Source organism: Rhizorhapis sp., assembly GCF_035276005.1.
In the GTDB taxonomy this organism is placed as follows: Bacteria; Pseudomonadota; Alphaproteobacteria; order Sphingomonadales; family Sphingomonadaceae; genus Rhizorhapis.
Genome location: NZ_DATEMB010000053.1, coordinates 14,830 through 41,079, shown reverse-complemented (window position 1 = coordinate 41,079; position 26,250 = coordinate 14,830). Strand labels below are relative to the sequence as shown.

The following is a 26,250-nucleotide window of genomic DNA, read 5'->3' as shown; positions in this document are numbered from 1 at the left end:
CGGCAATTCAGAAGTTATTTCCGCTCTCCTGCGCCTGACGAGGGCTCCGGGAACCAGCGGGAACGATGGGCCAGCGCCGATAAGCCAGCCTGTCGGCGAAGAAAGAGCTCATCCAGATATAGCCTCCCGCCGGCACCGCCGTGGCCGCGCCGGCATAACCGGCAAGTGGAGGGCTCGCCAACACGGCCTGGACTGTTCTTGTGCGCGGGGAAATGGCGGCCACGGCAAAACCGCGCACGCATCCCATAAGATCAACGGCACCGTTTTTGGTGCGCACCGGCCCTCCACATCCGGGCTCATCGTCCACCATTCCGGCAGTGTACAATTTGCCATCCGGTCCCCAGCGCAGATTGTCCGGCAAAAGGTTGCCGACATCGATTGCCCACAGCTTCCGCCAGTTCTTGCCACGCCTGAAGGCGACCACCTGCCGGGCGGCGGACGCGGCGACATAGACCGTCTTGCCGTCTTCAGAAAAGGCGATGCCATTATTGGCGGCTAGGCTCGTGCCCGCAATCTCACGAAAGGCGGGATAGCCCGGCCGCCACTCAAACACCGCGCCTGTCGCCTTCCCATCGAACGCGTCGGCCAGGCTTTTTCCGTGCAGGTGGAGCGCGGTCGCCAATATTGTTCCGTCCCGTGCCGCCGCGACACTGTTGAATTCCACATCTTTGGACGCTCGCAAACATCCTCGCCAGGTAAGTGCCGGCTCCGTTCCCTTGGCCTCAATGTCGAATATCTCAACAGCTTCGCGTTCCCCATGGCCAGTCACATAGAGCCGCGCTCTTCCTGCGCGACCCGGCACAAGCGCGAGGCCGTGGGCGATAAACTGTCCTGTTGCGGGCGGCTGCCTGCAATCTGGAAAACGCGGATCTGGCGTGCCGCTGAACGCCGCCGTCCAGCGCCGCCAGCGCTTGTTGCGGACATCGATAAGATGAAGGCCGCCATCTTTGGCCATCCCGCTCGCAATCAGCCAACGCTCTCCTGGCAGCACGGCGATGTCCTCTGGCCGCCGCGGGCCGCAAACGAAACTAAGTCCGCCCTCTGCTTTGCACGCTGCCTCCTGTGGCGCTGATCCGGAAGATGCCGGGGCAGCAGCGCCCAAAAAGACCAGGAGAGTTGCTATTATTATTTTCACGCCCGTCATTCATCGCTCCGTACGCCAAGGGTGTTGGACCGCTCCGGCCTGAATCAGAAGCGATATCCCGCCGCTCTTCGGCCTCAACCTATCTCTTGATTGCACGAAAATTTTGGTCCGGATTCATGGATCAACATCTGCCATTTTCCATATAGCCCAGGCGCTTGGGTCCCGGCTGACCCCGCCCCTTGAGCGCGGCTTTCACGCGGCCGCGCGCGTCGGTCGATGTAAATCGCGCCGGCCGGTATCATGCCGGGCGCGATCCACCAGTTTCATTTGGGTTCAGAACCGTTCGACGCCCGGCAACTTGAAGAAGTCCTCATCCAGGCCTTCCTCAAAAAATTCGCCCATTTCCTTGTCCATGTAGATGCGTTCGCCGGCCATCTTTCCATCCGCGAACGGGATGACGGCAATGCAATAGCCCCGGAAGGACGTACCGTCCTTCCGGGTGAACTTGCAGCTGAATTCATGTGTCAGCACGTTCTCGCTGGTGGTCGTCGAATAGAATTCGCGCGTATCGCCGCCAAAGTTCCGGGGATCGACCTGCTCGATCACAATCTTGTAGTTGAGTTCGTGATAACGGCGCAGGGCTTCCTTACCGGCCACGCGAATGCGGTTTGGGTAAAATTCCCACACGGCTTCATCAATAATGGAATGCTCCATGATACCATCGATGTCGCCCTCCATGAACTTCCGCCCATGCTCCAGGTTGAAATCGATCATTTCCTGAGCAGACATCTTGATATCGCTCGGGAACTGCTTCGAGAAGGCCGGGATTTCGATCTTAAAGCCAGTATCAGACATGCAAATTTCTCCTCGTCTTGAAATCAATCACAATTCAACATTTTGTTCTTATTCTTGTCTCACGCTTCGGTGGCGGCGCGTCTCAGTCGATGCGCGCCCATCCATCCTTGAGTACCGCCGTTTCCCTGGACCGCACACTCGCTTCGAAATTGACGATATTGTGCGACGTCCGCGTCATCTCCACCCGAATGTTTTCCCCGGGAAACACGGGCGCTGAAAAGCGGGCATAAATTTCTTTCAGGCGGCTCCTGTCATAGTCACAAAATGATGCCAGGACGGCCCGTGCTGCCATGCCATAGGTGCACAGGCCATGCAGGATAGGCCGCGGGAAACCTGCGGCCGTGGCGGCGGAGGGGCTGACGTGCAGCGGATTGAAATCGCCACTCAGCCGGTACAGCAGGGCGGCCTGCGGCAACGACTGGATTTCCACCACGGCGTCCGGTGCGCCGCTGCGGGGTGCTGCGCCAGCGGTCTCAGGCAACGGGTCACTGTGGCCGTCAGCCGCCGAAAACCCGCCGTCCCCGCGTGCGAGATAGGTCGATTCAATGACTGCGATGAGCTGTCCGTCCGACTGGTTGGACATTTCGCGGCGTTGCACAATAATCGCGCCTTTGCCTTCGCCCCGATCGGCAACGACGGCGTTATAGGTATTGCTTGTGATTGTGCCCGAACTGGCGAGCGGACCTTCCAGCCGCAACCGCTGGCTGACATGCACGAATTTTCGCCAGTCCAGCCCAAGCTGCGCCTCCTTGATCCAGAAACCGGGATGACAGAATACGACCGGCATCGTCGGGGCAACACACTGGTCCGCTTCGGTCACGTAACGGAGTTGGCGCTCGTCCAGCGGATCTTCGCCATAGCCCAGCGCCAGGGCATAAAGAATGGCGTCCTTTGAGCTATAGCTTGAAGGGTCCTTGCGGAACTGGAAATTCTTCACTTCGCCGTAGTTGAGCATCATGCCCTCTCTGTGGGCGACCGTCAGATCGCGATATGGTATCCGCCGTTCACCGAGATGCTCTGCCCGGTGATGTAGGACGCGCCGTTGGAAAACAGGTAACAAACCGCCGAAGAGGCTTCCTCGGGCTGTGACCAGCGGCCCATCGGAATCTGCGCGAGGATGCCATCGCGGAACTTCTCGCCCCGGACCACCTCGGTCATCGGCGTTTCGACGACGCCGAAGCAGACCGCATTGACCCGGATTTCGTGCTTGGCCCATTCGCGGGCCGCACTCATGGTCATTCCCAGCAGGCCCGCCTTGGCCGAGGCATAGTTGATCTGCCCTATCGATCCGCGCTTGCCAGCGTCAGAGGAAATATTGACGATTGACCCATGGCCACGCTCTCCGTTGCGAGCCCGCTCCAAAAGATGACGGCCGACCGCCTGCAAAAAGAGGAAGCAGCCGGTCAGGTTTACGTCCATGACCTTCTGCCACTGCTCAATGGTCATTTTGTCGATCATCGCTGGCCGGGAAACCCCGGCATTGTTTGCCAGGCAATCGATCCCGCCCCAGGTGACGGCTACCTGTTCCACCACGTTCGACGCAAAGGCATGATCGGATACGTCGCCAGCAATACGCAGGATGCGATCTTCCGGAGCCTCGATGGCCGCAAGGCCGTCGGCGTTGAGGTCAACTGCAGCCACTTGGGCGCCCAAATCGAGCGCGCGTTTGACGATTCCAAGTCCGATGCCCTGGGCCGAGCCGGTCACAATGATCCGCCTGCCTTCCAGACTGTTGAGCCTATCCAATTCCTATCTCCAATAATATGCTACGATGCGGCGATCACCGGCCCTTGAATTCGGGGCGCCGCTTTTCAGCGAAGGCACGGCGGCCTTCATTATGGTCCTCAGACAAGACCATGCGATCCTGAGCCGCACTTTCCGCCGCCAGAAAGGCGGAGAAGGACGAGAATTCGGCCGCAAGAAGCGTCTTGGTTTCTGCAATGGTCAGCGGAGCAACGGACGTGTAGCTACGCGCTCTCTCCTTGGCCGCGGCGAGCGCTTCGCCATGGCCGACAAGCTGGTCCGCCAATCCCATGTCAAACGCCTCGCGGCCCGTGATCGAACGGCCGCCGAACATGAAGTCCTTGGTTCGCGCCTCGCCAATCCGCTTGGGCATTGTCCAGAGCAGGCCGCAATCGCCGATCAGGCCCACCCGCCCGAAGGCGGCGCCTAATTTGGCGGTCTCCGCGATGACGAGAAAGTCGCATGCCGATGCCAGCGACAGGCCGGCGCCCATTGCATATCCTTCGACCGCCGCCATTACGGGCTTGCCGCCTTGGCAGATCAACTTCACCGCATCATGCAGCACGGAATACCGCATACGAACGCGGTCCATGTCGACCGAATCCCCGCTCTGCATCTGGTCGACGTCGGCGCCCGACGAGAAGACGCCCTCCGCACCTGTGAGTATGATTGCGCGGCAAGCCTGATCAGCCAGCGTTTCGCGCAGAGCCTCCCGCAATGCAATCCGCATCTCGGTAGAGATCGCATTTCGCCGCGCCGGCGCATTCAGCGTCAGGATCGCCAGCTCGTTCTCGCGGGTGAGGATCACCGGTGCGGGTTGGGGGGTTTCCACTCCTGAACTCCAATCCAAAAGACCCATGGCGGGCTTCGCAGGGTCCGTTCAATTTGACCCATTCGTAAACGATGTACACTTATTAGAACATATTTTGAATTTTATGCAAGGCGATGTGTCGTGCGCCCGCTATTTCAGGAGAGCTCCATTCAGATCGCACCGGACGCCCGCAGAGCGACGATGCGATCCCTGTCATATCCGAGCAGATCGGCCAGGACCTCGTCGGTATGCTGTCCAAGCAAGGGCGCGGCGACATGCTCGCGAGGTGGAATTGCTGAGAATCGCATCGGATTTTCGACAATGGGCGTCGTTCCGCCCGCGAGGTGTGGCAGCTCTAAAATGGAACCGCGTGCCTTGATTTGGGCATCGGCGGGAATGTCCGCGAACTGATAGACCGGCGCCGCGACCAGTCCCGCCGCACCCAATTTTTCGACCCATGCCGAAACCGGCGCCGTCCGCAAGACATCGCTCACCAGGGCGACAATCGCGTCTTCGTTCTCGTCACGCGCCGGGCGAGTCGAAAAGCGGGGATCGTCCTTCCATTCGGCCCGGCTCAGGACGTCACAGAATCTGGCAAAATCCCGGTCGGGTCCGGAAACCAGATAGATCTGGCCGTCCGCGCAATCAAAGACGCCGCTTGGCACCCAATGCCGGCTGCGCGATCCGGTTCGGTCCGGTTGCTTGCCATCGAGCAGCGACGGGATCAGCGAGAAAGCCATCATCGCCAATCCGCAGTCGACGAGGGAAAGATCGAGATGCTGTCCTTCCCCGGTATCGCGGCGCTGATAAAGCGCAGTGACAATGGCCAGCGCGGCGAGCACGCCGGTCGCGAAGTCCATGATATTGACCGTAGTTCTCAGCGGAGGCGCGTCCGCCTCGCCATTGACGCTCATATAGCCGCTCATGGCCTGGGCCACCGGATCAAGGCCCGCGCGCGCGCGATAGGGCCCGGTCTGGCCAAAGCCTGTGATCGACCCGTAAATGATTGCGGGATTGATCGCCTTGATCGAAGGATAGTCCAGGCCGCGCCGCGCAAGGTCGCCGACCTTGTAGTTCTCAACGAAAACGTCAGCCTTGCCCGCAAGATTGCGGACGATCTCCTGCCCCTCCGGGGTGGTGATATCGGCCGTAATGGAGCGCTTGTTGCGGTTGAGTGCCTGGAACTTGCCGCTATTGGCAGTTTCATTTCCCTGCGCGTCCCGGACAAAACCCGGTCCCGCGCTGCGCATCATGTCGCCGCCGCGCGGATCCTCGATCTTGATCACGTCCGCCCCCAGATCAGCAAGCAGCTGGCAGGCCAGGGGCGCTGCGAAGACGCGGCCCAGCTCGATGATCCGGATTTTTTCGAAGGGGCGCATTAACATCTCTCCCTGATGGCCTCTCGCACTAATCTCGTATCCGTCAGTTTAGCGGGCGTGAACAGCGCCGGCGACAAATGCCTCGCGCTCCAGCTGTTCGCGATGGGACGGATGCGCAATGGCGATGAGGGCCTTGATCCTTTCCCCAAAGCTTTTGGCGCGAAGTTCCGCCACGCCATATTCGGTTATGACAAGGTCCGCATCGCTTCGCGGCGTGGTCACAGGTCCGCTCAATGCCGCGACGATCCGGCTCTTCCCGTCAGCAGTTGCGCTGGGCAAGGCGATGATTGAGCGACCACCGGGCGAACGAAGCGCCGCCCGCCCGTAATCGAGCTGTCCACCAACCGCTCCAAGATAGGATTTCCCCGCAGCCTCCGCATTGATCTGCCCCGACAGGTCGACTTCGACGGCCGAATTGAGCGAGATGAAATTTGAGAGCGATGATACCATAGCGATGTCATGCGTGTGCGAAACCGGAGCCAATCTTATACGCGGATTCCGGTCGCAGAAATCATATAGCTTGCGCGTGCCCAGAAGCGCACCGGTGATCGTGACGCCCTTGTCGATTTCCTTGAATTCGTTCGTCACGGCCCCGGACTCGATCAGGTCGACGAGGCTGTCCCCGATCATGCCGGAATGGATGCCCAACCCCTTATGATCCTTGAGCATGGGCACCAGAGCGTCGGGAACGGATCCTATGCCCACCTGCACGACAGCCCGGTCGGGGATGAATTCCAGAGCATGGCGCGCGATGGCATGGTCGGTTTCGCCCGGTACGACGGACTTGACTTCCAATAGTGGACGATCGGTATCGACACGAATATCGATGTCGGCCTCTGTCAGCGGCTCGGTGCAGGTAGTTTGCGGTACTTGCGCATTGACCTCGGCAACGACCACTCGCGCATGTTTGACGGCGGTGCGAATCCAGTCGCTCGTCAGGCCGATACTGTATCGTCCCTCGTCATCGGGCGGCGAGACCTGCACAAGCACCACATCGCACTGAAGCCACCCATTCTCGATCGCGCGGTCGCAGGCGGTAATGTGAAAGGGGATGATGTCGACCACCCCCGCCTTCGCAAGCTGGCGAACGGTGCCCACCGCGCCGGTTCCAACAAAATCGATGTGATCGGCGTGCTCGGCACTGAAGGTGCTGGAGAAATTGGCGCCGATCAGCCCGCGGATGCGGGACATTTTCGCCCGCTGCCTGACCAGCGCTTCCGTGAGAGTGAGCGGCTCCGCGCAGGCCTGACCCCAGACCACCGTGTCGCCCGGCCTTATGAACTCCGAAAGGTCCAGCCGCTCTTCTTCAACTATGCGCATATACCCTCCTCGGCGGGAACCCTTCAATTTGAACTGCTTCGCCTTTCAGGGGCCGGTTATGTCGATGATTTTCTTGCCGGTGTTTGCGCCGGCATATATTTCGGCGATTGCGCCAGGCGCGCGATCCAATCCCACGGAAATATCCTCATCATAGGTGATTGATCCATCGCGATGCCATTGGGTCAGCTTCGCTGCGGCCTCTGGAAAGCTCTCCAGGTGATCGAATATGACAAAGCCGCCCCACTGCAGGCGGCGGGTCAAAATCTCCCGCTCGTTGCGCGGGCCCTGCGGCGGAGGGTTCCAGCTGGAGATGGCAGCCGTGCCGCACTGAACAACGCGGCTTCCTGTGGTCATTTGGCGTAGCGCGACATCAAGTATGTGGCCGCCCGTATTGTCAAAGTAGATGTTGGCACCTGCTGACAGCACCTGCCGCAACTGTTCTTCCCAATCTCTATCCTTGTAATTGATCGCGGCATCATAACGGTAGGATTGCTTGCATCGCGCCACTTTCCCGTCGCTGCCGGTCAGCCCGACGGTCGTGCAGCCGAGCAGCTTGCCGATCTGGCCTACAAAGCTGCCCACCGCGCCGGCCGCTGTCGAAACAAGCAACGTGTCGCCGCTGCATGGCCTGCCGATGCCGGTGAGCGCCAGATAGGCGGTGAGGCCGTTGATGCCGAGCAAGCCGAGATAAGCGGTCAACGGGACGTCATAATGGCCGCGCAACAGGATATCGCCAGGCCCGCCAACGCAATATTGTTGCCATCCGAACCAGCCGTAAAGCACATCGCCTTTGGCTACGCCGTCACAATTGGAAGACAGGACCACGCCAACCGCCAGGGCCCGCATTGGCGAACCCAGCGGCACCGGGGTCGAATAGTTCGCAACATCCGCGGCCCATCCCCGCTGGGCAGGATCGACGGAAAGATAGAGGTTTCGTACCAGGAACTGGCAATCGCCCGGTTCTGTTATTTGGCCGGACGTCAGTTCAAAATCGCTGGCCTGGGGGATGCCTTCGGCACGGCGCACCAGCACCGCCGCCCGATTTTCAGACGGAAGGCTGTAAGGAGGAAGTTCGGGTTTTCTTGTCACGAAGGATATCCACCAGTCGCAGGTCAGCATTGACCGTCGGAGAGCAAACTAATTGACTCCGGGTGCGTTTACAAGTGAGAACATCGAATGTATATGCGACCGAACGGCTCCAGCGCAGCCTTGCCTTCGGCGGATGTGCGCCTGGCGAGATTGGGAGCCGCGGGCGATCGCCACAACCTGGATGCGGAGTCTTAAGGAACATGAGATCGATGTTGTTTGTGCCGGGCGACAGCGCCCGCAAACAGGAAAAGTGCCTGGAGTCCAGAGCGGATGCCTTGATCATGGACCTTGAGGATTCGGTCGCCCTGTCGGAAAAGCCAAAAGCACGTGAGATGACGCTTGCGTTCCTTGAACGGCAGGTGCCGCTCGAAGCGCGGCCGTTGCTCTATGTTCGTGTGAATTCGCTGGATACCGGCCTGACGGATGAGGATCTTGCGGCGGTCATGGCGGGGAAACCCGATGGAATCCTGATCCCGAAGGCGGTAGGGGGCAGGGACATGGCGGACATTTGCGCCCGTCTGTCGGTGCATGAGGCGCGCAATGGCATTACTGATGGCACGACGAAGGTTCTGCCGGTGGCGACCGAGACTGCCGCGGCGGTCCTGGCCCTGCCAACGATTCCGAGTTCGACCAAGCGCATGAGCGGCCTTACCTGGGGCGGTGAGGATCTGGCCGCAGACATTGGCGCGGAGGCAAATCATGACGAGAGCGGCGCGTACACCCCGACTTATGTGATGACCCGGTCGATGGCTTTACTTACCGCCGTGGCGTCGGGAGTCGAGCCGATAGAAACTGCCTTTACCAATTATCGCGACATTGATGGGTTCAGGGCAAACTGCCTCTGCGCACGCCGCGACGGCTTTACGGGGCGCATTGCCATTCATCCTGATCAGGTGGACATCATAAATGAGGTCTTCACCCCCTCCCCAGCGGCGGTGAAGCGCGCGACGCTTATCGTCGAGGCATTCGCGGCTAATCGGGGCATGGGTGTCGTCGGCATTGAAGGCGAGATGATCGACATGCCCCATTTGCGGCAATCGGAACGCATCCTGCGCAGGCATGAGTCCATTCTCGCCATGACGCGACGCTGAAAAGATCAGGACGGCGGCGCGTCCGTCCAGGCGGGCTTGCGCTTCTCCTGGAATGAACGAAATCCTTCGCTGGCATCATCGGTGCTCGTCAGGACCGGCAGCATGGCCTGGGCATATTCCAGCGCCTGCTCCATCGTCATGCCTCCCATCGCCGAAAGCGCGATCTTGCCGATACGAATACCGGTCGGGGAACTGAGCGCGACACGCGCGGCGAGCCATTCGACCTTGGAATCCAATTCGGCCGCGGGCACCACATAGTTGAGTATGCCATATTGGCGCGCCTGCTCGGCATCGATCTGCTCGCCCGTAATGCACATTTCCATAAGGTGCCGTTTGGGAATGACGCGCAGCATGTGCGGCAGGATCATCATCGGAAATATCCCGATCCGGCTCTCCGGCGTCCCGAAGCGCGCGGTATCGACGGACACCGCCATGTCGCAGGCGCAAAGCAGGCCGAACCCCCCGGCAAGGGCGTGCCCATTGACGCGCGCGATGATGGGCAGCCGGCAATCATTCATGCGTTTCAGCAGCTTGACCACGAAATTGCGGGGGTTGGAAAAATCGACTTCAAAGGGCGTGCCGCTCTTGTCCTTGCCGAGATCGCCGCCCGCGCAAAATGCGCGATCACCCGCTCCGGTAAGGATGATCGAGCGGCACTCTGGATCAGCTTCCGCCTTTTCGATCCCGGCGGAGATCCCGGCGGCAACGCCCTCATTGAGTGCATTGCGCCGTTCGGCGCGATTGATCGTGATTACCGCCGAGTTGTTCCGCCGTTGAAACAGCACGAGCTCGTCATTCACCGCGTTTCACTCCCTTGCAAATTGCGCAGTACCGGCCGCGAAGAAGGAATCTTCCATCTGATCCAAATATTCTGTAGGGCGTTCCGATATGTAACCGATCTACATCTTCGCCGCTAGTTTATCAAGGTGAATGCTGTTCACATATTAGGACAGATGAAAAATGACTCAAAACGCCTCCCGCCGCGAAAATCCGAGATCAGCAGTCCGCATATTGCAGATTCTGGACAAGCTGAGCGATGATAGCCAGGAATGGACGCTGTCCTCGCTCGGGCGGGAACTGAACAGCCCGAAGAGCAGCCTTCTGGCCCTACTCCGTGCCTTGATTGACATGGGCCATATTCATCAGGCCGGCGGTATCTACAAGCTTGATGGAGAGGCGTTCCGCCTTGCCAGCCATATCCTTTTAAACCGGCACTTTCCCGAAGTCGCAAGGCCAATTCTGCGTGAGATAGTGGAGAAGACGGGCGAAACCGCCGTCATCGGTGTGCTTTCGGAGGATGGGCAATCGACAATCTATGTCGACAAGGTGGAATCCCCCAGCGCGCTTCGTTTCTCGGCAAAGATCGGTGACCGGCGGCCGCTCTATTCTTCAGCCAGCGGCCATGTCATCCTGGCTTTCGGCGACCGCGAGATGGCCGCCGCCTATATGAAGAAGATCAAGGTTCAGCCGCTCACCCCCAGCGGCATCGCCAGCAAGGCCGAGCTGAAGGAGGCGATTGACCTCGCCCGCGCCCGCGGCATTGCCGTGACGCGGAACCAATCGACCGAGGGTGTCACTGGATTTGGCGCCCCCATCCTTGGTGAAACCGGCGAACTGATCGGCAGCCTTGTCCTTGCGGCCCCCACCTCGCGTATCGAGGTTCGGATGGACGAAATGAGCCAACTGGCAAAGCAGACGGCTGTCAGGATTTCCGAAATAATGGGCTACAACGACTAACGGCCGCCCGCTTCACCGGCAGGTTCGAAAACGACCAGCGGAGCTTCGTCGTCAATGACGATCTTCGCTTTGACGCCCATGCCGATCCGCACATCATCGGGCGCGATGCCGATCACCCGGCTCATCATGCGCGGTCCTTCGGCAAGCTCAATGATCGATACATTGTAAGACTCACCCGGATCGCGCTTGCGCACGATGGTGCTTGAATAGACTGTTCCCAGGCCAGAGGCCGGGACCCATTCAAGGTCGGTATTCCCGGTCACCGGTTCCGCAACGCGGGGATAGAAGACGTAATTGCCGCTGGATGCGCTCCGCTGAAGCATGAAGCGTCCCTCTTCCAGGAAGCGGCGAAAGTCGGCTTCGGGATGAATTTCCATTTCTTTCTCCACCCCCCGTCAGAGGGTTTCTGTCGTTCCGAGCACTATGGTCGCCTGGCTGGACAGAACCAGGCCATTGCCATGGGCAACGCCAAGATTGGCATTTGCGCGCTGCCGTTCGCCTGCGGTTCCCTGAAGTTGCCTGACGCATTCGGAGATCGCGAAAAGGCCGTACATTCCGGGATGAACGCAGGACAATCCCCCGCCATTCGTGTTCACAGCCAGCCGCCCGCCCGGCGCGATCCCGCCGCGCTCGACGAAGCGCCCGCCCTCCCCCTTCGGACAAAAGCCCAGATCCTCAAGGAAGAGGATCGTGTTGATTGTGAACGCGTCATAGAACTGGACGACGTCCATGTCGCTTGGTCCATAACCCGATTGGGCAAAGGCGCGGGCGCCGGACTCCTTGGCGGCCGTCGTGGTAAGATCGGGCATGGACGTAATTTCATTGTGCCATGCTGCTGCTGCCCCGCCCAGAACATAGGCCGGTCGGGAGACAAGGTCCCGGGCCCGGTCCGCCCTGGTCATGACGATCGCCGCGGCGCCATCGGTGACAAGGCAGCAATCGCGAACGGTGAGCGGGTCGGACACCATACGGGCCGACAGGCAATCTTCAATCGTCAGCGGACCCCTGGCAAAAGCCTCCGGGTTCAGATTTGCCCAAGCGCGCGCAGCGACAGCCACTTCGGCGAGCTGTTCGCGCGTGGTGCCATATTCGTACATGTGGCGGGCCGCCGCGAGGGCATAGCCGGAGACCGGATAGAACGGCTTGTAAGGCGTTTCATAGGGCGCCGAGCGGGGCGTTGCCACAAGCTTGCCCGCGCCGCTGCGCTGATTGCTGCCATACATGATAAGTGCGGCGTTGCAGGCGCCGGCCTCAAGTGCATGGGCGGCTTGCACGACATGCGTCATGAAAGAAGAGCCGCCGGGCCGGTTGCCGCTGGTCAGCCGCGGCTTGATGCCGAGATACTCCGCTGCGGCAAGGCCGAACATGTCGGAGGGCAGCGCAGTGAAGGTCGCGTCGATATCAGTGAGTTTGAGGCCGCAGGCAGCGACCGCGTCCACGGCGGCCTTTGCCGCAAGATCGAGCGAGGAATAGCCTGGCGCTTCGCCTATGCCGAATGTGGCGGCGCTGACAATCGCCGTCTTGCCACGGGGGAATGACTCTACTTCCATCAACCTCCAGCTCCGTTCCTGAGGCTATATCTCGAATAACCGCCCAGCATTCCGAGCGGGCGCTTCATTCGTATATACGAACCATGTGCGCATAATTATTCTCTAAGGCCACTTTTCGGGACTGTAAAGCCATTGCTCAATTGGGATGACGCGAAGGGCTCGATGGCTGGGGGAGGCGGTTCTTCGCCCTTAAAATAGCGTCGCGGGTTTGCGGTGAGCAGTGCCTCGATCACCGGCGCTTCAATGCCGCTCTCCCTCAGCCTGGGCGCGATTTCCCGGACGAAATGCATGGGCCTGACCACTGGCGGTATATCGTCCCTGCCGACCAGCGGACCCCGAAGGTTGAAGGTGCAATCATGTGAAATGATAACACTGGGCGCATAGCCGGATTTCATCAGCGCCGAGAGATTGGCCACCCGATTCTCGTCGCTGTTGAATTGCAGCAGCCCGAATCTGTCAAAGCCGATATACGCTCCGTGGCGGCAGATATCCTGATGATATTGTCGGTCATTCGATCCGCAGCAATGGCCAATTATGATGCGATGGGCAGGAACGCCGCGACCGCTAAGCAATTGAAGCTGCCTGTCACCATCGATCCCCGCCGTATGCGTGGTGATCGGTGTTCCGGTGGCGACAGCCGCCGTGGCGGCCGCCTGGATCGCGATGGTTTCGAAATGCGAAAAGGGGCCCCTGCCGGTGGCTACTTTAATGATTGCCGGTTTGCTCCCCGCGTCACCGATCCCCTTCTCGATTTCGCGAATATACATGTCGGCGATATAGTTTTCGGCATCGGGATCGCGGGCTGCCTTGATCTTCCAATAGGAGCCCCCCATCAATTCATCGTAGAGGCCCGTCGCGAACAGAATGTTGAAGCCGGTCCTGCTTGCGACCTCCCCCATCAGATCAACGTCCCGGCCGATATCGTTCGGGCATGGATCGAGCAGGCTGTTGAAGCCATTGTCCTGCAGTTCCTGGATCAGGTCGACGCACCGGGCCACCATATCGCGCCTGTGCCGATGGTCCGCCAGCGTATCGCTTTCCCAGCCCGGCAATCCAATGGTCAGATGCTCGTGCATCAGGGTTTTGCCTAGGGCATCGAGCGCGATCGGACCATTGATGGTGTTTATCCGATCTCCCATCACCTGTTTCCTTCAGCGGCTGCATCCGAGGTGGAAGCAGGAAAAAACGGCGCCGCTTGCCATCATGGGCAATTGCGCGGGATCACCCCCGCGCCCTGCGGCGATCAGCGGCCCAATCATGAACGAGCCATAGGTCCTGATCCTCGCCATGGCCCCGATCGCCGTCAATATCCCATTCTATCAGGCCATTGCTGTCGATGAAAGTATGGCGGTTGATGATGATGCCGCTCAGCCGCCGTCCGGTGGCGCGCAGCGTGCGGCCATCTTCGTCCACTGCCTCTATAGCAATCTCTGTCGCCCAGCCATTGACGGGGTTTCTTCTGGTCTTGCGCATCCCGCTTACCAGGTCGCGGGTCTTTCCGTCCCTCGTCAGGAAGCCGTAGCTGATATTTTCCTTGTCCGGTCCCGCGCTTGTCACGGCAAGGAAGGCATGGCCGGGCGATGCAATGCCAGTGACATAGGCGCTTGTCTTGGGGCGATGCTCAGGGCGGGGCCCCCAACTGCGATCGCGCATGGCGAGGCAGTCGACAGCAATTTCTTCGGCGTTAAGAACAAGGGTGCCGGTCACCCGTCCGAACTGGTCGAAATGATTGAGATTGCCAAAGACGGAGCCCTTGCTTCGGAGCGGGCGCGGCGGCATGACAGCCTCGAACTGGAGCTTGACGTCGAGCCGTTCATCATCCTGGTAGGTCAGCTGGTATCGCGTGAGCGGCTCGATTACCTTGATCCCTACGCCCGTTGGCAGGACGCAGTCATCGAGGTTCGTTCCGGCACGCAGTCGCATCGCGGTGTAGTTGGTGGAATAGAGCACCTCCCACGGAAGATGCGCACTGTCGTCCCATATCCAGGCCCCGCCAGCGACATTGCCGATATTCGGCCTGATATGCGCGTAAAGCCAGCCCCCAAGGCGCCGCTCCGGCACGCAGAAGGAAAACCATGCGGTTTCGGTTTCCCACCACCTGTCACTCATCTGATCGGTGTGGAGCCGGTCATCCTTGGGTCCGAATGGCGAACTGTTTTCCACGAATATCTCAATCTGTCAGTGGGGAGTAATGACGAGTGGCAAGCCTGCCCATCGCACCGAAAGCGAGTTCAGTTTCCAATGTTGCCGACAGGCGGAAGAAGCGAAGGGCCTCCTCTGTATCCACTGAACCGGAGCGGATCTGCTTTGCAAGCTCTGATCGCCCGGCCTCAAGCGATGTTGGCATTCCGCCCAGCAAGGCAGCAATCGCATCAATCTCGCGCCGCTCCACTTCAGGGCCAATATTGTAAAGCTGTCGCATGAATTTGACGGCCTTGGCAACGTCCTTGGCCTTTTCCACCGCATCTTCCCGGTTGCAGCCCGGAACCACCACGGTCCGGATGTCCTCCAGCACCTGCTCGAAAAGCCGGTCATATTCGCGCGGCTTGAAATTCATGGCTTCGCGAGAACCGGCAGGTTTGCCTGCGAAATCATCAATTGCCTCAATCAGGAGTCTGCGGTTGAGCGCGCGGTTAATCACGGAGGCACCCGCGCGCCCGCTCGCATTGCAATGCCGGATGACGCAAATGCGCCAGGACACGAAAACACGATGATAACGCACGCGGCCAAAGTCTACCGCCTGACCGCTCGCCTGTTCATAGGCTTCAATACATGAGGGGAAGCGCGGAACGGGCTCCAGCACGGAACGCAGCGACATCCACGCGACATCCTCCATCGGATCGCCGAGATGCGCGAGCTCCCAGTCGATCAGTGCCGTCAGCTTTCCCTGTTCGAACATGAAATTGCCGGGCCCCGCATCGCCATGAACAAGCGCAGCAGGTCCGTTCATCTCTGGCAAATTATCTTCCAGCCAGGCCCTGCCGAACTCGATTAAGGCGTCCTCGCGCCCGGTGAGGCGGTACATCTCGTACCAGTTGCTCAGTTCCGCCCGAAGCGCCTCATGAATGGTAGGATATCCGCCAAAAGCCGGCATGTGGAGCCGGGAGGCGTCGACCTTATGCAGCGCCGCCAGCGCCGCCGCACATTGCCGCGCCAGCGAATCCTTTTCGCTTTCATCCTTGAGGGCCCGATAAGCGGCGTTGCCCGCGGCCTTCTGCGTCAACATGGCCTGATATTGCGGATGCACGCCGGCAAAGCCGGGGATGCACACTCCCGTTCCCTGCAGAGCGCTATAGATTTCCGCTTCGCGCCGGATCGTGTAGGGGCCGCCGCTGGCGTCGTTGAATTGCTGATAACGCAGGAAAAGCGGAATCAATGCGCCATCGGCACGCTGCACGTCGAGGGCCCAGCCAACGCAGCGATTCCCTCCGGAGGCGAGCGTGGCGTTTACGACCTTGCCGCAGGCGACCTCTTCAACCCACTGCATCAGATCTTCGCGCCGAAGGGTAACCGTTTCCTCCACCACCTTATTCATCCTATCCTCTCCTGGCGAAGCGGAATTCTCCGTTCCGCCAGCCGACGCCGCGTAGACCAGCAATATTCTCATATACAAACATTGTTCCAATATGTAACGGTCCATCTGGTTTTGCAACCGAATTGCTGCCTGCGGCCCGCCATGCGGATCATTCCAGCGTTTGCGATGATGTTTTGTCAACTGCTGACGTGCTGGGTTATTTGCAAATGTGAATAATGAGCGTATATGAGACCAAATGGCGACCTGGAATTCCTTCCGCTGATGGACCGGCAGTCATGCATTTTTCGATCAATGTCCCGGCAAGGAGAGGGTTAAGAATGGACATCAGCCTCACCGAGGATCAGCAAGCCATAGACGAAAGCGTCCGCCGTCTGTGCAGCCAGTTCAGCGATGAATACTGGACAGAGTGCGAGGAAAACACTCGTTTTCCAGAGCAATATTATCAGGCAATGGCATCGGCTGGCTGGCTGGGCATCACCATGCCGGTGGAGCTTGGCGGCGCGGGCCTCGGCGTGACCGAAGCAGCCATCATGATGCATGCGGCAACGTCGAGCAATGGCGGCTATTCGGCCGCCACGGCGATTCACGTCAACCTTTTTGGTCCGCACTCCATCGTCGTGCATGGCACGCCCGAGCAGAAGCAACGCATCCTCGTTCCCCTCATGAGGGGCGAAAAGAAGGTCTGTTTCGGCATAACCGAACCTGATGCCGGTCTCGACACGACCAGCATCTCCACATTCGCCACGCGCGTTGACGGCGGTTATCGCATCACGGGACGCAAGATGTGGACGTCCACCGCACAGGTGGCCGACAAAATCATGATTCTGGCCCGTACGAGCCCCAAGGAACCGGGCCAAAACCCGACCAAGGGCATGACGTTGTTCTGCACCGATCTCGACCGGTCGAAAATCCAGGTCAACCGTATCAAGAAGCTCGGCCGAAACGCCGTCGATTCCAACGCCGTCTTCATTGACGATCTGTTTGTGCCCGACGAAGACCGGATCGGTGAAGAGGGCTCGGGCTTCCGCTATTTGCTCGACAGCCTCAATCCCGAACGCATCCTGGTCGCCATCGAGGCGATCGGTCTTGGCCGCGATGCCCTGCGCCGTGCCAGCGCTTATGCCAGGGATCGCAAGATTTTCGGCCGTCCCATTGGCCAGAACCAGGGCATCCAGCACCCGCTTGCAACCAACTGGATCCATCTGGAATCGGCCTACTGGATGTGTCTGCGCGCCGCTTCCCTTTACGATCAGGGGAAGCCTTGCGGTGCCGAAGCCAATGCCGCGAAATTCCTGGGCGCGCGCGCCGCGTTCGAAGCCGCCACAACGGCGGTGCTTACCCATGGCGGGATGGGTTATGCCAAGGAATTCCAAGTCGAACGCCTGTTCCGCGAATCCATTCTCACCCGCATCGCGCCGATCACCGAACAGCTTATCCTGTCGTTCATCGGCGAGAAGGTGCTCGAATTACCGAAATCCTATTGAGGATGCGTCCGGCGAACAGCTTCGAACAGGAGTGACATTTGGATATGCAGGCAAAGCAATCGGAAGCCGGGAACACTGGCCCCGCAACGGGGAGGAAGGCCGTTTCCGCAGGTCCAAGACCCTTGGACGGCGTGCGCATAATCGATCTGACGTCGGTCGTCATGGGCCCCTATGCCACGCAGATCATGGCCGATTTCGGCGCCGACGTGATCAAGGTGGAGAACGCCCATGGCGACACCACCCGCTTCATGCCGGGATGCCACGAGCATGGAATGGGGGGCACCTTCCTCAACCTGAACCGCGGCAAGCGGAGCATCGTTCTGGATTTGAAGTCGCCCGCCGGCAGGGACGCGCTCCTGAAGATGGTGCGAGAGGCGGATGTGTTTGTGCATTCCATGCGCTCGGCCGCGATTGCGCGCCTGAACCTGCGCTATGAGGATATCGCCGAAGCCAATCCGAACATCATTTACTGCAATATGTACGGCTTTGGCCGGAATGGCAGATATCGCGATCTGGCCGCCTATGACGATGTCATCCAGGCCGCATGCGGATCCTCCATGCTGCAGGGGATGCAAAACGGAACGCCTGCTTACGTGACGACGGCGATCGCCGATAAAGTCACCGCTCTTACCGGCCTTTCTGCGATCATGATGGCGCTTTTCCATCGTGCACGCACAGGTGAAGGGCAGGAAATCGAAGTTCCGATGTTCGAAACGATGGTATCGTTCAATCTGGTCGAACATATTGGCGGCGCCTTGTTCAGACCACCCGTCACACGGCCCTATTATGATCGCGTCGTATCCAGGCTGCGCCGGCCCTATCGCACCCGGGACGGCTATATCTCTGCGCTCGTCTATAATGACAAACAATGGCGTGCCTTTGTCGAGGTCGCAGGCCTTCCCGAAAATCGGGACGCTGGCGAGCTCGATACGCTTGCCAAGCGGCTGCAGAATATCGACTGTGTTTACCAGCATGTCGAAACCGCCATGGCGACCCGAACCACCAAGGAGTGGCTGAAACTGTTCGACCGGATCGGAATTCCCGCCATGCCGCTGCTGTCGCTGGAAGACCTGCTGGAGGATGAACATCTGACGGATGTGGACTTTTTCGACGAACGCGACACCAAGCATGGCAGGGTGCGATTTCCAGGTATTCCGACGTGGTTTTCCAAGACTCCGGGGCGGATCAGCGATATTGGTCCTGCCCTGGGAGAGCATACGGAGGAAGTGTTGAAGGAATATGGGTTCAGCGCTGAGGAAGTGGAGGCCCTGATCCAAACGCCTCTGGATGGCGACCAGTCACTGGAATAGGACGGCATAGGTTCGAAAAGTTTTTTGGGAGTGAATGACGAAATGACGGGCGCTTTGTCGCACTTGAAGGTTTTGGACCTTTCCCGGATTCTGGCGGGGCCGATCGCGACCCAGAATTTGGCCGATCTTGGCGCGACGGTGATCAAGGTGGAGCGTCCCGAAACAGGTGACGACACGCGCAGCTGGGGCCCGCCTTTTCTGAAAGACGCTGAGGGCAATCCAACCTTTGATTCCTCCTATTTCCTGAGCGCAAACCGGGGCAAGAAATCGATCACGGTCGATTTCTCCAAGCCCGAGGGACGGGAGCTTATCCGCAAGCTGGCGGCCCAGGCGGACATATTGGTCGAAAATTACAAGGTGGGTACGCTCGCATCCTATGGCCTGTCCTATGAGGACCTGAAACCGCTCAATCCTCGTCTCATCTATTGCTCGATCACCGGTTTCGGCCAGGATGGACCATATTCGCATCTGCCCGGCTATGACTTCATATTCCAGGGCATGGGCGGCCTGATGGGCATCACCGGACATGCCGACGATCAGCCCGGCGGCGGACCGATGAAGGTCGGGATCGCGGCGGGAGATATTCTGACCGGCATGTATGCCACAATCGCCATTCTTGCCGCTGTCGAATACCGGCGCGAAACAGATCTTGGCCAGTACATCGACATGTCGCTGCTCGATTGCGTGGTGGCAACCAATTCCTACCAGGCATTGAATTATTTCATTTCCGGCAGGATTCCGCAAAGGCAGGGTAATGCCCATCCCAATATGGTACCCTATCAGATGTTTAAGTGCCGGGACGGGATCATCATACTTGCAGTGGGGAATGACGGCCAGTTCCGCCGCTTCGCCAAGGCCATCGGACATGAGGAATGGTCCGCCGACCCCCGCTTTGCGACGAACCCCGAACGTATTCGTAACCGCGAACTGCTGGTCGGGGAAATCGCGACGGTCATGCTCCAGCATGATATGAAAGATCTTGTGGTCACGCTGGAAGCCGTCAATGTCCCTTGCGGCCCGATTTACCGGATGGATCAGGTTTTTGAAGATCCCCATGTCAAGCACCGGAGAATGCGCATCGACCTGCCCCATGGTGCGGGCGTGAACGCGCCCAATGTGGCAAGCCCGATCCGCCTTTCGGAATCCCCCGTCCAGTACCGCCGCGCTGCGCCAATGCTAGGCGAGCACACGGATGAAATCTTTTCCGAGGAGTTGGGACTGTCCGCCGGGGAAATTGAAAGCCTGCGGCAAAAGTCGGTTCTTTGAAGCCCAAAAAAGAACGGGCTACGGCTCTAAATCAGCTTGCGTTCATCAAGGCCCAGCGAGCGGCCGATAATTTCCCGCATGATTTCGGACGTGCCGGCGAATATCCGGCTGATCCTCGCGTCGGTGTACATGCGGCAGATGCGATATTCGTTCATATAGCCGGCTCCGCCATGAAGCTGGACGCACTCGTCCATGACCCTGCCTTCAAGTTCGCTGGTGAGCAGCTTGGCGGCGGATGAATCCTCGGCTGTCAGTTCACCGGCGTTGAGAAGCAGCACGCATTGATCCACATAGGTCTGCGCCATGTCGAGTTCAGCGCGCATGGAGGCCATCTTGAAGCGGGTGTTCTGGAATGCCCCGATCGGCTTTCCAAAGGCCCGCCGTTCCTTCACATAATCGAGCGTCAGGTCGAATGCGGTCTGCGCGGTCGCCATGAAGCCGATGGCCGCGACAAGCCGTTCCTGCGCCAGGAAACGGGCCAGATAGGCAAAGCCCTGTTTCGGATCGCCCAGTACATTCTCCTTGGGCACCTTCACGCCATTGAAGAATAGTTCGGCGGTATCCTGGGACTTGAGCCCCATCTTGTCGAGCTTGCGGCCGCGCTCGAACCCTTCCATGCCACGCTCCACGACGAAAAGGCCAAGGCCGGACCGGCTTTCGGGATCGGTGCGCGCGGCAACGACGACCAGGTCCGACAGAATGCCGTTGGAGATATAGGTTTTCGCACCGTTCAGAAGCCAATGATCACCCTTGTCTTCCGCCCGCGTGCGAATGCCTGCAAGGTCTGAGCCTGTGGACGGTTCCGTCATCGCGACGGCAAGAATTTTCTCGCCGCTGACGATGCCTGGCATCCAGCGATCCTTCTGCCCCGCGGTGCCAAGCTTGGCGATATAGGGCGCGACAAGATCGCTGTGCAGGTTGATGTAGAAGCCGATATCGCCGTGGCGCATATTCTCTTCGATGATGATCTGCTCGAAGCGGAAATCATCAATACCCGCGCCGCCATATTTCTCGTCAGCCCAGGTGCAGAGCAGCCCCTGCTCGCCCGCCTTCAGGAAGAGTTCGGGGTCCACCATTCCCTGTTCACGGAATCTCTCGGCATGGGGTGCGACTTCCGCCTGCATGAACTTCACGACGCTGTCGCGGAACTGCTCATGCTCGATCTGGAAGGTCAGGCGTCTCATGCGGCCTCAAGCTTCCCGGCTGGCGCTTCATCATAGAATGCCTGCCCCTTCGCGGCCCGTTCCCGCAGCCAGACCGAGGGAAGGAAGCGGGGGCCATATTTCTGCGCGAACCTGTCCGCCTCTGCCACGAAAGTTTCAATACCGACAGTGTCGATGTAGCTGATCGTGCCACCGGTCCAGAGCGGGAAGCCCCAGCCATAAACGGCGCCAAGATCGGCGTCCTGCGGCGTTTCGAGCACGCCCTCTTCCAGGCAGCGGGCGGTCTCCATTGCCTGAGCATAGAGGTAGCGCTTCTTCAGTTCCTCAACATCATAATCGGCCGTGACGGGGAAATGTTCAGCCAGCCCCTTCCAGAGGTGCTTCTGTCCGCCTTCCGGATAGTCATAAAACCCCCCGCCCGATTTGCGACCCGAACGGCCCAATTCATCGCGCATCTTGCGCAAAGCCGGAACGCCCGCGGGCGGGGTATATTTGTCGCCTTCCTCAGCAATCGCCTGGTCGACAATCTTGAGCGGCAGGTCAAAGGTCAACTCGTCGAGCAGCGCGAGTGGACCGGTCGGCATGCCGGCCGCCTTGGCCGCATTCTCGATCACTGCGGGCGGTACGCCTTCCATCAGCATCGCCCCGCCCTCATGAATGAAAGTCTGGAACACGCGGCTGGTGTAGAAGCCGCGGCTGTCGTTCACGACAATCGGCGTCTTGCGGAGCTGGGCGATATAATCCAGCGCCTTGGCCAGGGTTTCCTGCGATGTCTGCTTGCCCATGATCACTTCGACCAGGCCCATTCGGTCCACTGGAGAGAAGAAGTGGATGCCGATGAACTGGTCAGGCCGTTGGGACGCCTGCGCGAGCTGACTGATCGGCAAGGTCGATGTGTTGGATGCAAAGACCGCATTCTGGGGAATGACCGCTTCGGCCTTGCGGGTCGTGTCGGCCTTGATCGCCGGATCCTCGAACACCGCTTCCACAACCAGGTCGCACCCTTCGAGCAGCGCATAATCGTCGGTCGCCGTGATACGCGCCCGGACAGCATCCGCCTTGTCCTGCGTCAGCTTGCCCTTCTCGATCAGCTTCGACTGGACCTTGCTGCTATACGCCTTGCCCTTTTCGGCGGTCGGGTTGTCGCGATCGAGCAAAATCACCTCGATACCGGCATTGGCCGACACATAAGCGATACCCGCGCCCATCATGCCCGCACCCAGAACGCCGACCTTCCTTACCTCTGATTTGGGCACGCCTGCCGGACGGCGCGCGCCCTTTTCGGCGGCCTGCTTGGAGATAAAGCTTGTCCGGATGATATTGCCCGCGACCGGGTCGCTCAGCAATTTGGCGAAATATTTGCCCTCGACAGCAAGCGCCTTGTCAAAGGGAAGCTGCATCCCTTCGAAAACCGTCGCCAGGATGGCGAGCGGAGCAGGCGTGTTGTAACCCTTCTTGGCGATTGCCGCGGCGGCCATCGTGTAAGCCAATGAATCCTCAGGCACGGTCAGGCCCTTTTTCTGCGGAGGCACCCACCCCTTCTTGTCCCAGGGACGGAGCGGATCGGGACCGGTGGCGAGCCAGGTGCGGGCGCGGTCCATTGCTTCTAAAGCAGGAACAACTTCGTCGACGATCTTCAACTTGAGAGCCTCGGCAGGTTCCACCGAGCGGCCGGAAAGCAACAAATCAAGAGCCGTCTTCATGCCCGCAAAAATGCCAAGGCGAACGGTTCCGCCCGATCCGGGCAGCAAGCCGACATTGACCTCGGGCAGGCCGACAAGGGCCTTGGGATCGTCTACCAGAATCCGGTAATGGCAGGCCAGGGCGAGCTCGAAGCCGCCGCCCAGCGCCAGCCCATTGATAACCGCTACCCAGGGCTTGCCGGAAGTCTCCATTGCGCGATGCATCTGCGTGGCGCGCTGCGAAAAAGCATACGCCTCATGCTTGTCGTAGCGGCGCACAAGTCGCTTCAGGTCGGCCCCCGCCATGAAGGCGGGCTTTGCGCTGGTAAGAATTACGCCCTTGACGCTTTCATCTTCGGCGAGCGCCTTCGTCGCCTCCTCCATGTCGGCGATGAACTCCTCATTGACGATGTTCATCGACTCCTGGGCATTGTCGAGGATGAGGGTAGCAAAGCCGTCAGCCGCTTTTTCGATCTTCATATGTCGCATGGTGTCTTGCTTTCCGCTGGCGCTCAGACGCGCTCGATTATGCAGGCAGTGCCAAGGCCGTTGGCCGCGCAAAGGGAAATAGCCCCAGTGTTAAGGTCGCGCCGCTCAAGCTCGTCGAGAACGGTTCCCACAAGCATCGCGCCTGTCGCCCCCAGCGGATGCCCCATGGCGATCGCGCCGCCGTTGACGTTCATTCTGTCATGCGGCACATCCATCTCGTTCATGAAGCGCATGACAACGCTGGCGAACGCCTCGTTGAGTTCCCACAGGTCGATGTCGTTCTTGGACATGCCGGCGGCCTTGAGCGCCTTTTGACAGACTGCCGTTGGAGCTGTTAGCATGATTGTCGGTTCAGAACCGGTATTGGCATAGGCGCGAACCCTGGCGCGGGGTTTGAGGCCCGCTTTCTCCCCGAACGCCTTCGATCCGACAAGGACGAGCCCCGCGCCATCGACGATACCGGAGCTGTTGCCGCCATGGTGAACGTAATTCAGCTCCTCGATCTCAGGATAGCGGTCCTTCACGACTGGCTCAAAGCCCGCTTTACCGAAGCCCTCGAAGGAAGGCTTGAGCTTGCCGAGACTTTCGAGGGTGGTGCCGGGGCGCATATGCTCGTCATGATCTAGAATGACGTCGCCGAGCACGTCCTTCACCGGGACTATGGCGCCCTTGAAATATCCCTCCTGCCACGCCCGGGCCGCGCGCGCTTGGCTTTCCACCGCGAAAGCGTCCACGTCCTCGCGGCTGAAGCCATCCAGAGTCGCGATCAAGTCGGCGCCGATGCCTTGGGGGGCATAGTGGTTATGGTAGGCAATCGTCGGATCGGACGTCCACGCGCCACTGTCATAACCCATCACCGTGCGGCTCATGGACTCGACGCCGCCGCCGATTCCCGCCTCAATCATGCCGGAATGGACCTGCGCCGCTATCAGGCTGACGGCATCAAGGCCGGTGGCGCAGAAACGGTGGATCTGCTGCCCGCTGACGGTCTGCGCATAGCCTGCTTCCAGCACCGCGGCGCGGGCCAGCACGCCGCCCTGCTCACCGACCGGCTGCGCCATGCCGATGATGACATCGTCGAGAAGCGATGTGTCGAGATTGCTGCGGTCACGCACCGCCTCAAGCAGCTGGGTCGCCAGCCGGACTGAGGAAATCTCGTGAAGCGCTCCGTCGGGACGGCCCTTGCCGCGCGGCGTGCGCACATGATCGTAGATATAAGCTTCCATCTAACTTCCTGCGAACCTTGTTGCGTTGGGAACCAGTGCCATCTGAAGTCAGCCTAGTGGCCGGCAAGCACACCTATCGAACGGAGGGTCGATCCGCCCGCGGCAATGCTCCTGGCCTGAAAAAAGCGCCGAAATTACCGGTCCAGGACCCTTGCCGATTTTCTTTCGACCGGAATCCCGCATTTAACTCACCCGACTTCAGATAGGTTGCTGAAATGCGGATTGCGCCGAGAAAGCATCAAACGAAAGGACATGTGGACGACGATGGATTTTTCGCTGACAGAAGAACAGGAAGCATTTCGCGATGTCGTACGGCGTTGGGTTGATGCTGAGGCGCCGAAGGATCTCATGCGCAAGCTTGAGGCGGATGAGGAGAATTATCCTTTCCCGCTGTGGGACAAGCTCAAGGAACAGGGATTTTTCGGGATTGGCATTCCGGAGGAATTTGGCGGCCTGGGCGGCGACGTGATGACGCAGATGATCTTCGCGCGCGAACTTGCCCGGACGGCGGGCGGGCTGATCTGGACCTGGGGTGTAACCTCCTTTGCCGGGGCCAAGTCGGTCGGACTATATGGTACGCCCGAGCAGAAGGAACGCTGGCTGCGGCCCATGGCGGAGGGCAATCTGCGCATCGCGATCTCGGTCACCGAGCCCGATGGCGGCACCGACGTGCTGGGCGCGATGAAGACCTTTGCAGAGAAGGTTGACGGAGGCTGGAAAGTCAACGGCGCGAAGATGTGGACCACCGGCGCCAAGGTCGCCGACCGTTTCCTCCTGCTCGCCAGGACCGACAAGAATGTTGAAAAGCGCCAGCAGGGCCTGACGCTGTTCTTTGCGGACGCGAAGTCGCCGGGGATTATGGCCTCCCTCCTCCCCAAATTGGGCATGCGCGCCATGGGCTCATGCTCTGTTACGTTCGACGACGTGTTCATCCCCGACGAGGACGTGCTCGGCGAACCCGGCAATGCCTGGTACATGATGCTGCCCACGCTCAATAACGAGCGGATCATGGTGGGCGCCCAATGCCTGGGCGCGCTGGACGGAATTCTGGAAGACGCGCTGGCCTATGTGAAGCAACGCAAGGCCTTTGGCGACATTATCGGCCGGTTCCAGATATTGCAGCACTATATCGCCGACATCGCCACCTGGCAGAAGACGACCGAGCTGCTGCTCTATTATGTCGCCAGCCTTCAGGCCGCCGGCAAGCCATGCGGGGTGGAAGCGAATATGCTGAAGATGGTCGCCACCGAAAATGCAGTGAAGGCGGCCGATCTGGGAATCCAGATATTGGGCGGCATGGGCTATTCGGCGGAAACCGATATGCAGCGATATTGGCGCGACCACCGCATCCTGCGCATGACGCCGATTTCGAACGAAATGGTTCGCAATACGATAGCCGAGAGCCTTGGCCTTCCGCGCTCCTTCTGAAGGATCAC

The 26,250-nt window shown here is 59.6% G+C and carries 23 protein-coding genes; 6 read left to right on the top strand and 17 right to left on the bottom strand.

What is annotated here, in order from left to right:
* Positions 1 to 7 precede the first annotated feature (7 nt).
* The 8 genes from VJS46_RS11395 to VJS46_RS11360 form a co-directional block, all read right to left on the bottom strand.
* Positions 8 to 955: an SMP-30/gluconolactonase/LRE family protein gene (locus tag VJS46_RS11395; protein WP_324060175.1), complete on the bottom strand. Its 948-nt coding sequence runs from the start codon at positions 953 to 955 to the stop codon at positions 8 to 10.
* Between the two features lie 462 nt (positions 956 to 1,417).
* The gene (locus VJS46_RS11390) at positions 1,418 to 1,939 is read right to left on the bottom strand and encodes a hypothetical protein (protein ID WP_324060173.1); all 522 of its coding nucleotides are present in this window, start codon (positions 1,937 to 1,939) and stop codon (positions 1,418 to 1,420) included.
* An 82-nt stretch (positions 1,940 to 2,021) separates the two neighbouring features.
* Positions 2,022 to 2,897 carry a MaoC family dehydratase gene (locus VJS46_RS11385; protein WP_324060172.1) on the bottom strand — a complete coding sequence of 292 codons (876 nt, stop codon included), beginning with the start codon at positions 2,895 to 2,897 and terminating at the stop codon, positions 2,022 to 2,024.
* Positions 2,898 to 2,917: 20 nt separating this feature from the next.
* The gene (locus VJS46_RS11380) at positions 2,918 to 3,685 is read right to left on the bottom strand and encodes an SDR family NAD(P)-dependent oxidoreductase (protein ID WP_324060171.1); all 768 of its coding nucleotides are present in this window, start codon (positions 3,683 to 3,685) and stop codon (positions 2,918 to 2,920) included.
* A gap of 34 nt (positions 3,686 to 3,719) precedes the next feature.
* Positions 3,720 to 4,514 (bottom strand): enoyl-CoA hydratase/isomerase family protein, encoded by a 795-nt coding sequence (locus VJS46_RS11375; RefSeq protein WP_324060170.1) that lies wholly within the window; start codon positions 4,512 to 4,514, stop codon positions 3,720 to 3,722.
* 149 nt (positions 4,515 to 4,663) lie between these two features.
* Positions 4,664 to 5,872 carry a CoA transferase gene (locus tag VJS46_RS11370; protein WP_324060169.1) on the bottom strand — a complete coding sequence of 403 codons (1,209 nt, stop codon included), beginning with the start codon at positions 5,870 to 5,872 and terminating at the stop codon, positions 4,664 to 4,666.
* A 48-nt stretch (positions 5,873 to 5,920) separates the two neighbouring features.
* The gene (locus tag VJS46_RS11365) at positions 5,921 to 7,192 is read right to left on the bottom strand and encodes an acetyl-CoA hydrolase/transferase family protein (RefSeq protein ID WP_324060168.1); all 1,272 of its coding nucleotides are present in this window, start codon (positions 7,190 to 7,192) and stop codon (positions 5,921 to 5,923) included.
* A gap of 45 nt (positions 7,193 to 7,237) precedes the next feature.
* Entirely contained in the window at positions 7,238 to 8,281 is a 1,044-nt protein-coding gene (locus VJS46_RS11360) for an NADP-dependent oxidoreductase (protein WP_324060167.1), read from the bottom strand.
* 200 nt (positions 8,282 to 8,481) lie between these two features.
* Here VJS46_RS11360 and VJS46_RS11355 point away from each other — a divergent pair, with 200 nt between their 5' ends.
* Entirely contained in the window at positions 8,482 to 9,372 is an 891-nt protein-coding gene (locus VJS46_RS11355; RefSeq protein WP_324060166.1) for a CoA ester lyase, read from the top strand.
* 5 nt (positions 9,373 to 9,377) lie between these two features.
* Here the strand turns inward: VJS46_RS11355 and VJS46_RS11350 are convergent, their stop codons facing one another.
* On the bottom strand, positions 9,378 to 10,172 hold the full coding sequence (locus tag VJS46_RS11350) for an enoyl-CoA hydratase-related protein (protein ID WP_324060165.1): 795 nt from the start codon (positions 10,170 to 10,172) through the stop codon (positions 9,378 to 9,380).
* Between the two features lie 160 nt (positions 10,173 to 10,332).
* On the opposite strand from VJS46_RS11350, the gene VJS46_RS11345 reads away from it, so the two are divergent.
* Positions 10,333 to 11,109, top strand: coding sequence for an IclR family transcriptional regulator (locus VJS46_RS11345; RefSeq protein WP_324060164.1), 777 nt, complete (start codon positions 10,333 to 10,335; stop codon positions 11,107 to 11,109).
* Here the strand turns inward: VJS46_RS11345 and VJS46_RS11340 are convergent.
* The 5 genes from VJS46_RS11340 to VJS46_RS11320 form a co-directional block, all read right to left on the bottom strand.
* Positions 11,106 to 11,486 carry a Zn-ribbon domain-containing OB-fold protein gene (locus VJS46_RS11340; protein WP_324060163.1) on the bottom strand — a complete coding sequence of 127 codons (381 nt, stop codon included), beginning with the start codon at positions 11,484 to 11,486 and terminating at the stop codon, positions 11,106 to 11,108. The two genes, VJS46_RS11345 and VJS46_RS11340, sit on opposite strands and share 4 nt — an antisense overlap.
* Positions 11,487 to 11,504: 18 nt before the next feature.
* On the bottom strand, positions 11,505 to 12,659 hold the full coding sequence (locus VJS46_RS11335) for a thiolase (RefSeq protein ID WP_324060162.1): 1,155 nt from the start codon (positions 12,657 to 12,659) through the stop codon (positions 11,505 to 11,507).
* 95 nt (positions 12,660 to 12,754) lie between these two features.
* The gene (locus tag VJS46_RS11330) at positions 12,755 to 13,798 is read right to left on the bottom strand and encodes a hypothetical protein (RefSeq protein ID WP_324060161.1); all 1,044 of its coding nucleotides are present in this window, start codon (positions 13,796 to 13,798) and stop codon (positions 12,755 to 12,757) included.
* An 82-nt stretch (positions 13,799 to 13,880) separates the two neighbouring features.
* Positions 13,881 to 14,822, bottom strand: a complete 942-nt coding sequence (locus tag VJS46_RS11325) for a DUF7065 domain-containing protein (protein WP_324060160.1) — start codon at positions 14,820 to 14,822, stop codon at positions 13,881 to 13,883.
* Positions 14,823 to 14,829: 7 nt separating this feature from the next.
* A complete protein-coding gene (locus tag VJS46_RS11320) occupies positions 14,830 to 16,194 on the bottom strand; it encodes a phosphotransferase (protein ID WP_324060159.1) in 1,365 nt (454 codons plus the stop codon).
* A 317-nt stretch (positions 16,195 to 16,511) separates the two neighbouring features.
* On the opposite strand from VJS46_RS11320, the gene VJS46_RS11315 reads away from it, so the two are divergent.
* The 3 genes from VJS46_RS11315 (at position 16,512) to VJS46_RS11305 (ending at position 20,254) form a co-directional block, all read left to right on the top strand.
* Entirely contained in the window at positions 16,512 to 17,678 is a 1,167-nt protein-coding gene (locus tag VJS46_RS11315; RefSeq protein ID WP_324060158.1) for an acyl-CoA dehydrogenase family protein, read from the top strand.
* A gap of 131 nt (positions 17,679 to 17,809) precedes the next feature.
* Positions 17,810 to 18,988 carry a CoA transferase gene (locus VJS46_RS11310; RefSeq protein ID WP_324060157.1) on the top strand — a complete coding sequence of 393 codons (1,179 nt, stop codon included), beginning with the start codon at positions 17,810 to 17,812 and terminating at the stop codon, positions 18,986 to 18,988.
* 42 nt (positions 18,989 to 19,030) lie between these two features.
* Positions 19,031 to 20,254, top strand: coding sequence for a CaiB/BaiF CoA-transferase family protein (locus VJS46_RS11305; protein WP_324060156.1), 1,224 nt, complete (start codon positions 19,031 to 19,033; stop codon positions 20,252 to 20,254).
* Positions 20,255 to 20,280: 26 nt separating this feature from the next.
* Here VJS46_RS11305 and VJS46_RS11300 read toward each other — a convergent pair whose 3' ends face one another.
* The 3 genes from VJS46_RS11300 to VJS46_RS11290 are packed head-to-tail and all read right to left on the bottom strand — an operon-like array spanning position 20,281 to position 24,814.
* Positions 20,281 to 21,438 carry an acyl-CoA dehydrogenase family protein gene (locus VJS46_RS11300; protein ID WP_324060155.1) on the bottom strand — a complete coding sequence of 386 codons (1,158 nt, stop codon included), beginning with the start codon at positions 21,436 to 21,438 and terminating at the stop codon, positions 20,281 to 20,283.
* Positions 21,435 to 23,588: a 3-hydroxyacyl-CoA dehydrogenase NAD-binding domain-containing protein gene (locus VJS46_RS11295; protein WP_324060154.1), complete on the bottom strand. Its 2,154-nt coding sequence runs from the start codon at positions 23,586 to 23,588 to the stop codon at positions 21,435 to 21,437. Before VJS46_RS11295 ends, VJS46_RS11300 begins: the two co-directional genes overlap by 4 nt.
* Before the next feature lie 23 nt (positions 23,589 to 23,611).
* On the bottom strand, positions 23,612 to 24,814 hold the full coding sequence (locus VJS46_RS11290; RefSeq protein WP_324060153.1) for an acetyl-CoA C-acetyltransferase: 1,203 nt from the start codon (positions 24,812 to 24,814) through the stop codon (positions 23,612 to 23,614).
* A 252-nt stretch (positions 24,815 to 25,066) separates the two neighbouring features.
* Here VJS46_RS11290 and VJS46_RS11285 point away from each other — a divergent pair, with 252 nt between their 5' ends.
* Positions 25,067 to 26,242, top strand: a complete 1,176-nt coding sequence (locus VJS46_RS11285) for an acyl-CoA dehydrogenase family protein (RefSeq protein ID WP_324060152.1) — start codon at positions 25,067 to 25,069, stop codon at positions 26,240 to 26,242.
* Positions 26,243 to 26,250 lie beyond the last annotated feature (8 nt).

What these genes read in the sequence shown, in the direction of transcription:
- VJS46_RS11395 (WP_324060175.1), bottom strand. Translation starts at nt 955, where the DNA reads ATGGCCAAAGATGGCGGCCTTCATCTTATCGATGTCCGCAACAAGCGC.
- VJS46_RS11390 (WP_324060173.1), bottom strand. Translation starts at nt 1,939, where the DNA reads ATGTCTGATACTGGCTTTAAGATCGAAATCCCGGCCTTCTCGAAGCAG.
- VJS46_RS11385 (WP_324060172.1), bottom strand. Translation starts at nt 2,897, where the DNA reads ATGATGCTCAACTACGGCGAAGTGAAGAATTTCCAGTTCCGCAAGGAC.
- VJS46_RS11370 (WP_324060169.1), bottom strand. Translation starts at nt 5,872, where the DNA reads ATGCGCCCCTTCGAAAAAATCCGGATCATCGAGCTGGGCCGCGTCTTC.
- VJS46_RS11365 (WP_324060168.1), bottom strand. Translation starts at nt 7,192, where the DNA reads ATGCGCATAGTTGAAGAAGAGCGGCTGGACCTTTCGGAGTTCATAAGG.
- VJS46_RS11355 (WP_324060166.1), top strand. Translation starts at nt 8,482, where the DNA reads ATGAGATCGATGTTGTTTGTGCCGGGCGACAGCGCCCGCAAACAGGAA.
- VJS46_RS11345 (WP_324060164.1), top strand. Translation starts at nt 10,333, where the DNA reads ATGACTCAAAACGCCTCCCGCCGCGAAAATCCGAGATCAGCAGTCCGC.
- VJS46_RS11340 (WP_324060163.1), bottom strand. Translation starts at nt 11,486, where the DNA reads ATGGAAATTCATCCCGAAGCCGACTTTCGCCGCTTCCTGGAAGAGGGA.
- VJS46_RS11335 (WP_324060162.1), bottom strand. Translation starts at nt 12,659, where the DNA reads ATGGAAGTAGAGTCATTCCCCCGTGGCAAGACGGCGATTGTCAGCGCC.
- VJS46_RS11330 (WP_324060161.1), bottom strand. Translation starts at nt 13,798, where the DNA reads ATGGGAGATCGGATAAACACCATCAATGGTCCGATCGCGCTCGATGCC.
- VJS46_RS11320 (WP_324060159.1), bottom strand. Translation starts at nt 16,194, where the DNA reads ATGAATAAGGTGGTGGAGGAAACGGTTACCCTTCGGCGCGAAGATCTG.
- VJS46_RS11315 (WP_324060158.1), top strand. Translation starts at nt 16,512, where the DNA reads ATGGACATCAGCCTCACCGAGGATCAGCAAGCCATAGACGAAAGCGTC.
- VJS46_RS11305 (WP_324060156.1), top strand. Translation starts at nt 19,031, where the DNA reads ATGACGGGCGCTTTGTCGCACTTGAAGGTTTTGGACCTTTCCCGGATT.
- VJS46_RS11300 (WP_324060155.1), bottom strand. Translation starts at nt 21,438, where the DNA reads ATGAGACGCCTGACCTTCCAGATCGAGCATGAGCAGTTCCGCGACAGC.
- VJS46_RS11295 (WP_324060154.1), bottom strand. Translation starts at nt 23,588, where the DNA reads ATGCGACATATGAAGATCGAAAAAGCGGCTGACGGCTTTGCTACCCTC.
- VJS46_RS11290 (WP_324060153.1), bottom strand. Translation starts at nt 24,814, where the DNA reads ATGGAAGCTTATATCTACGATCATGTGCGCACGCCGCGCGGCAAGGGC.
- VJS46_RS11285 (WP_324060152.1), top strand. Translation starts at nt 25,067, where the DNA reads ATGTGGACGACGATGGATTTTTCGCTGACAGAAGAACAGGAAGCATTT.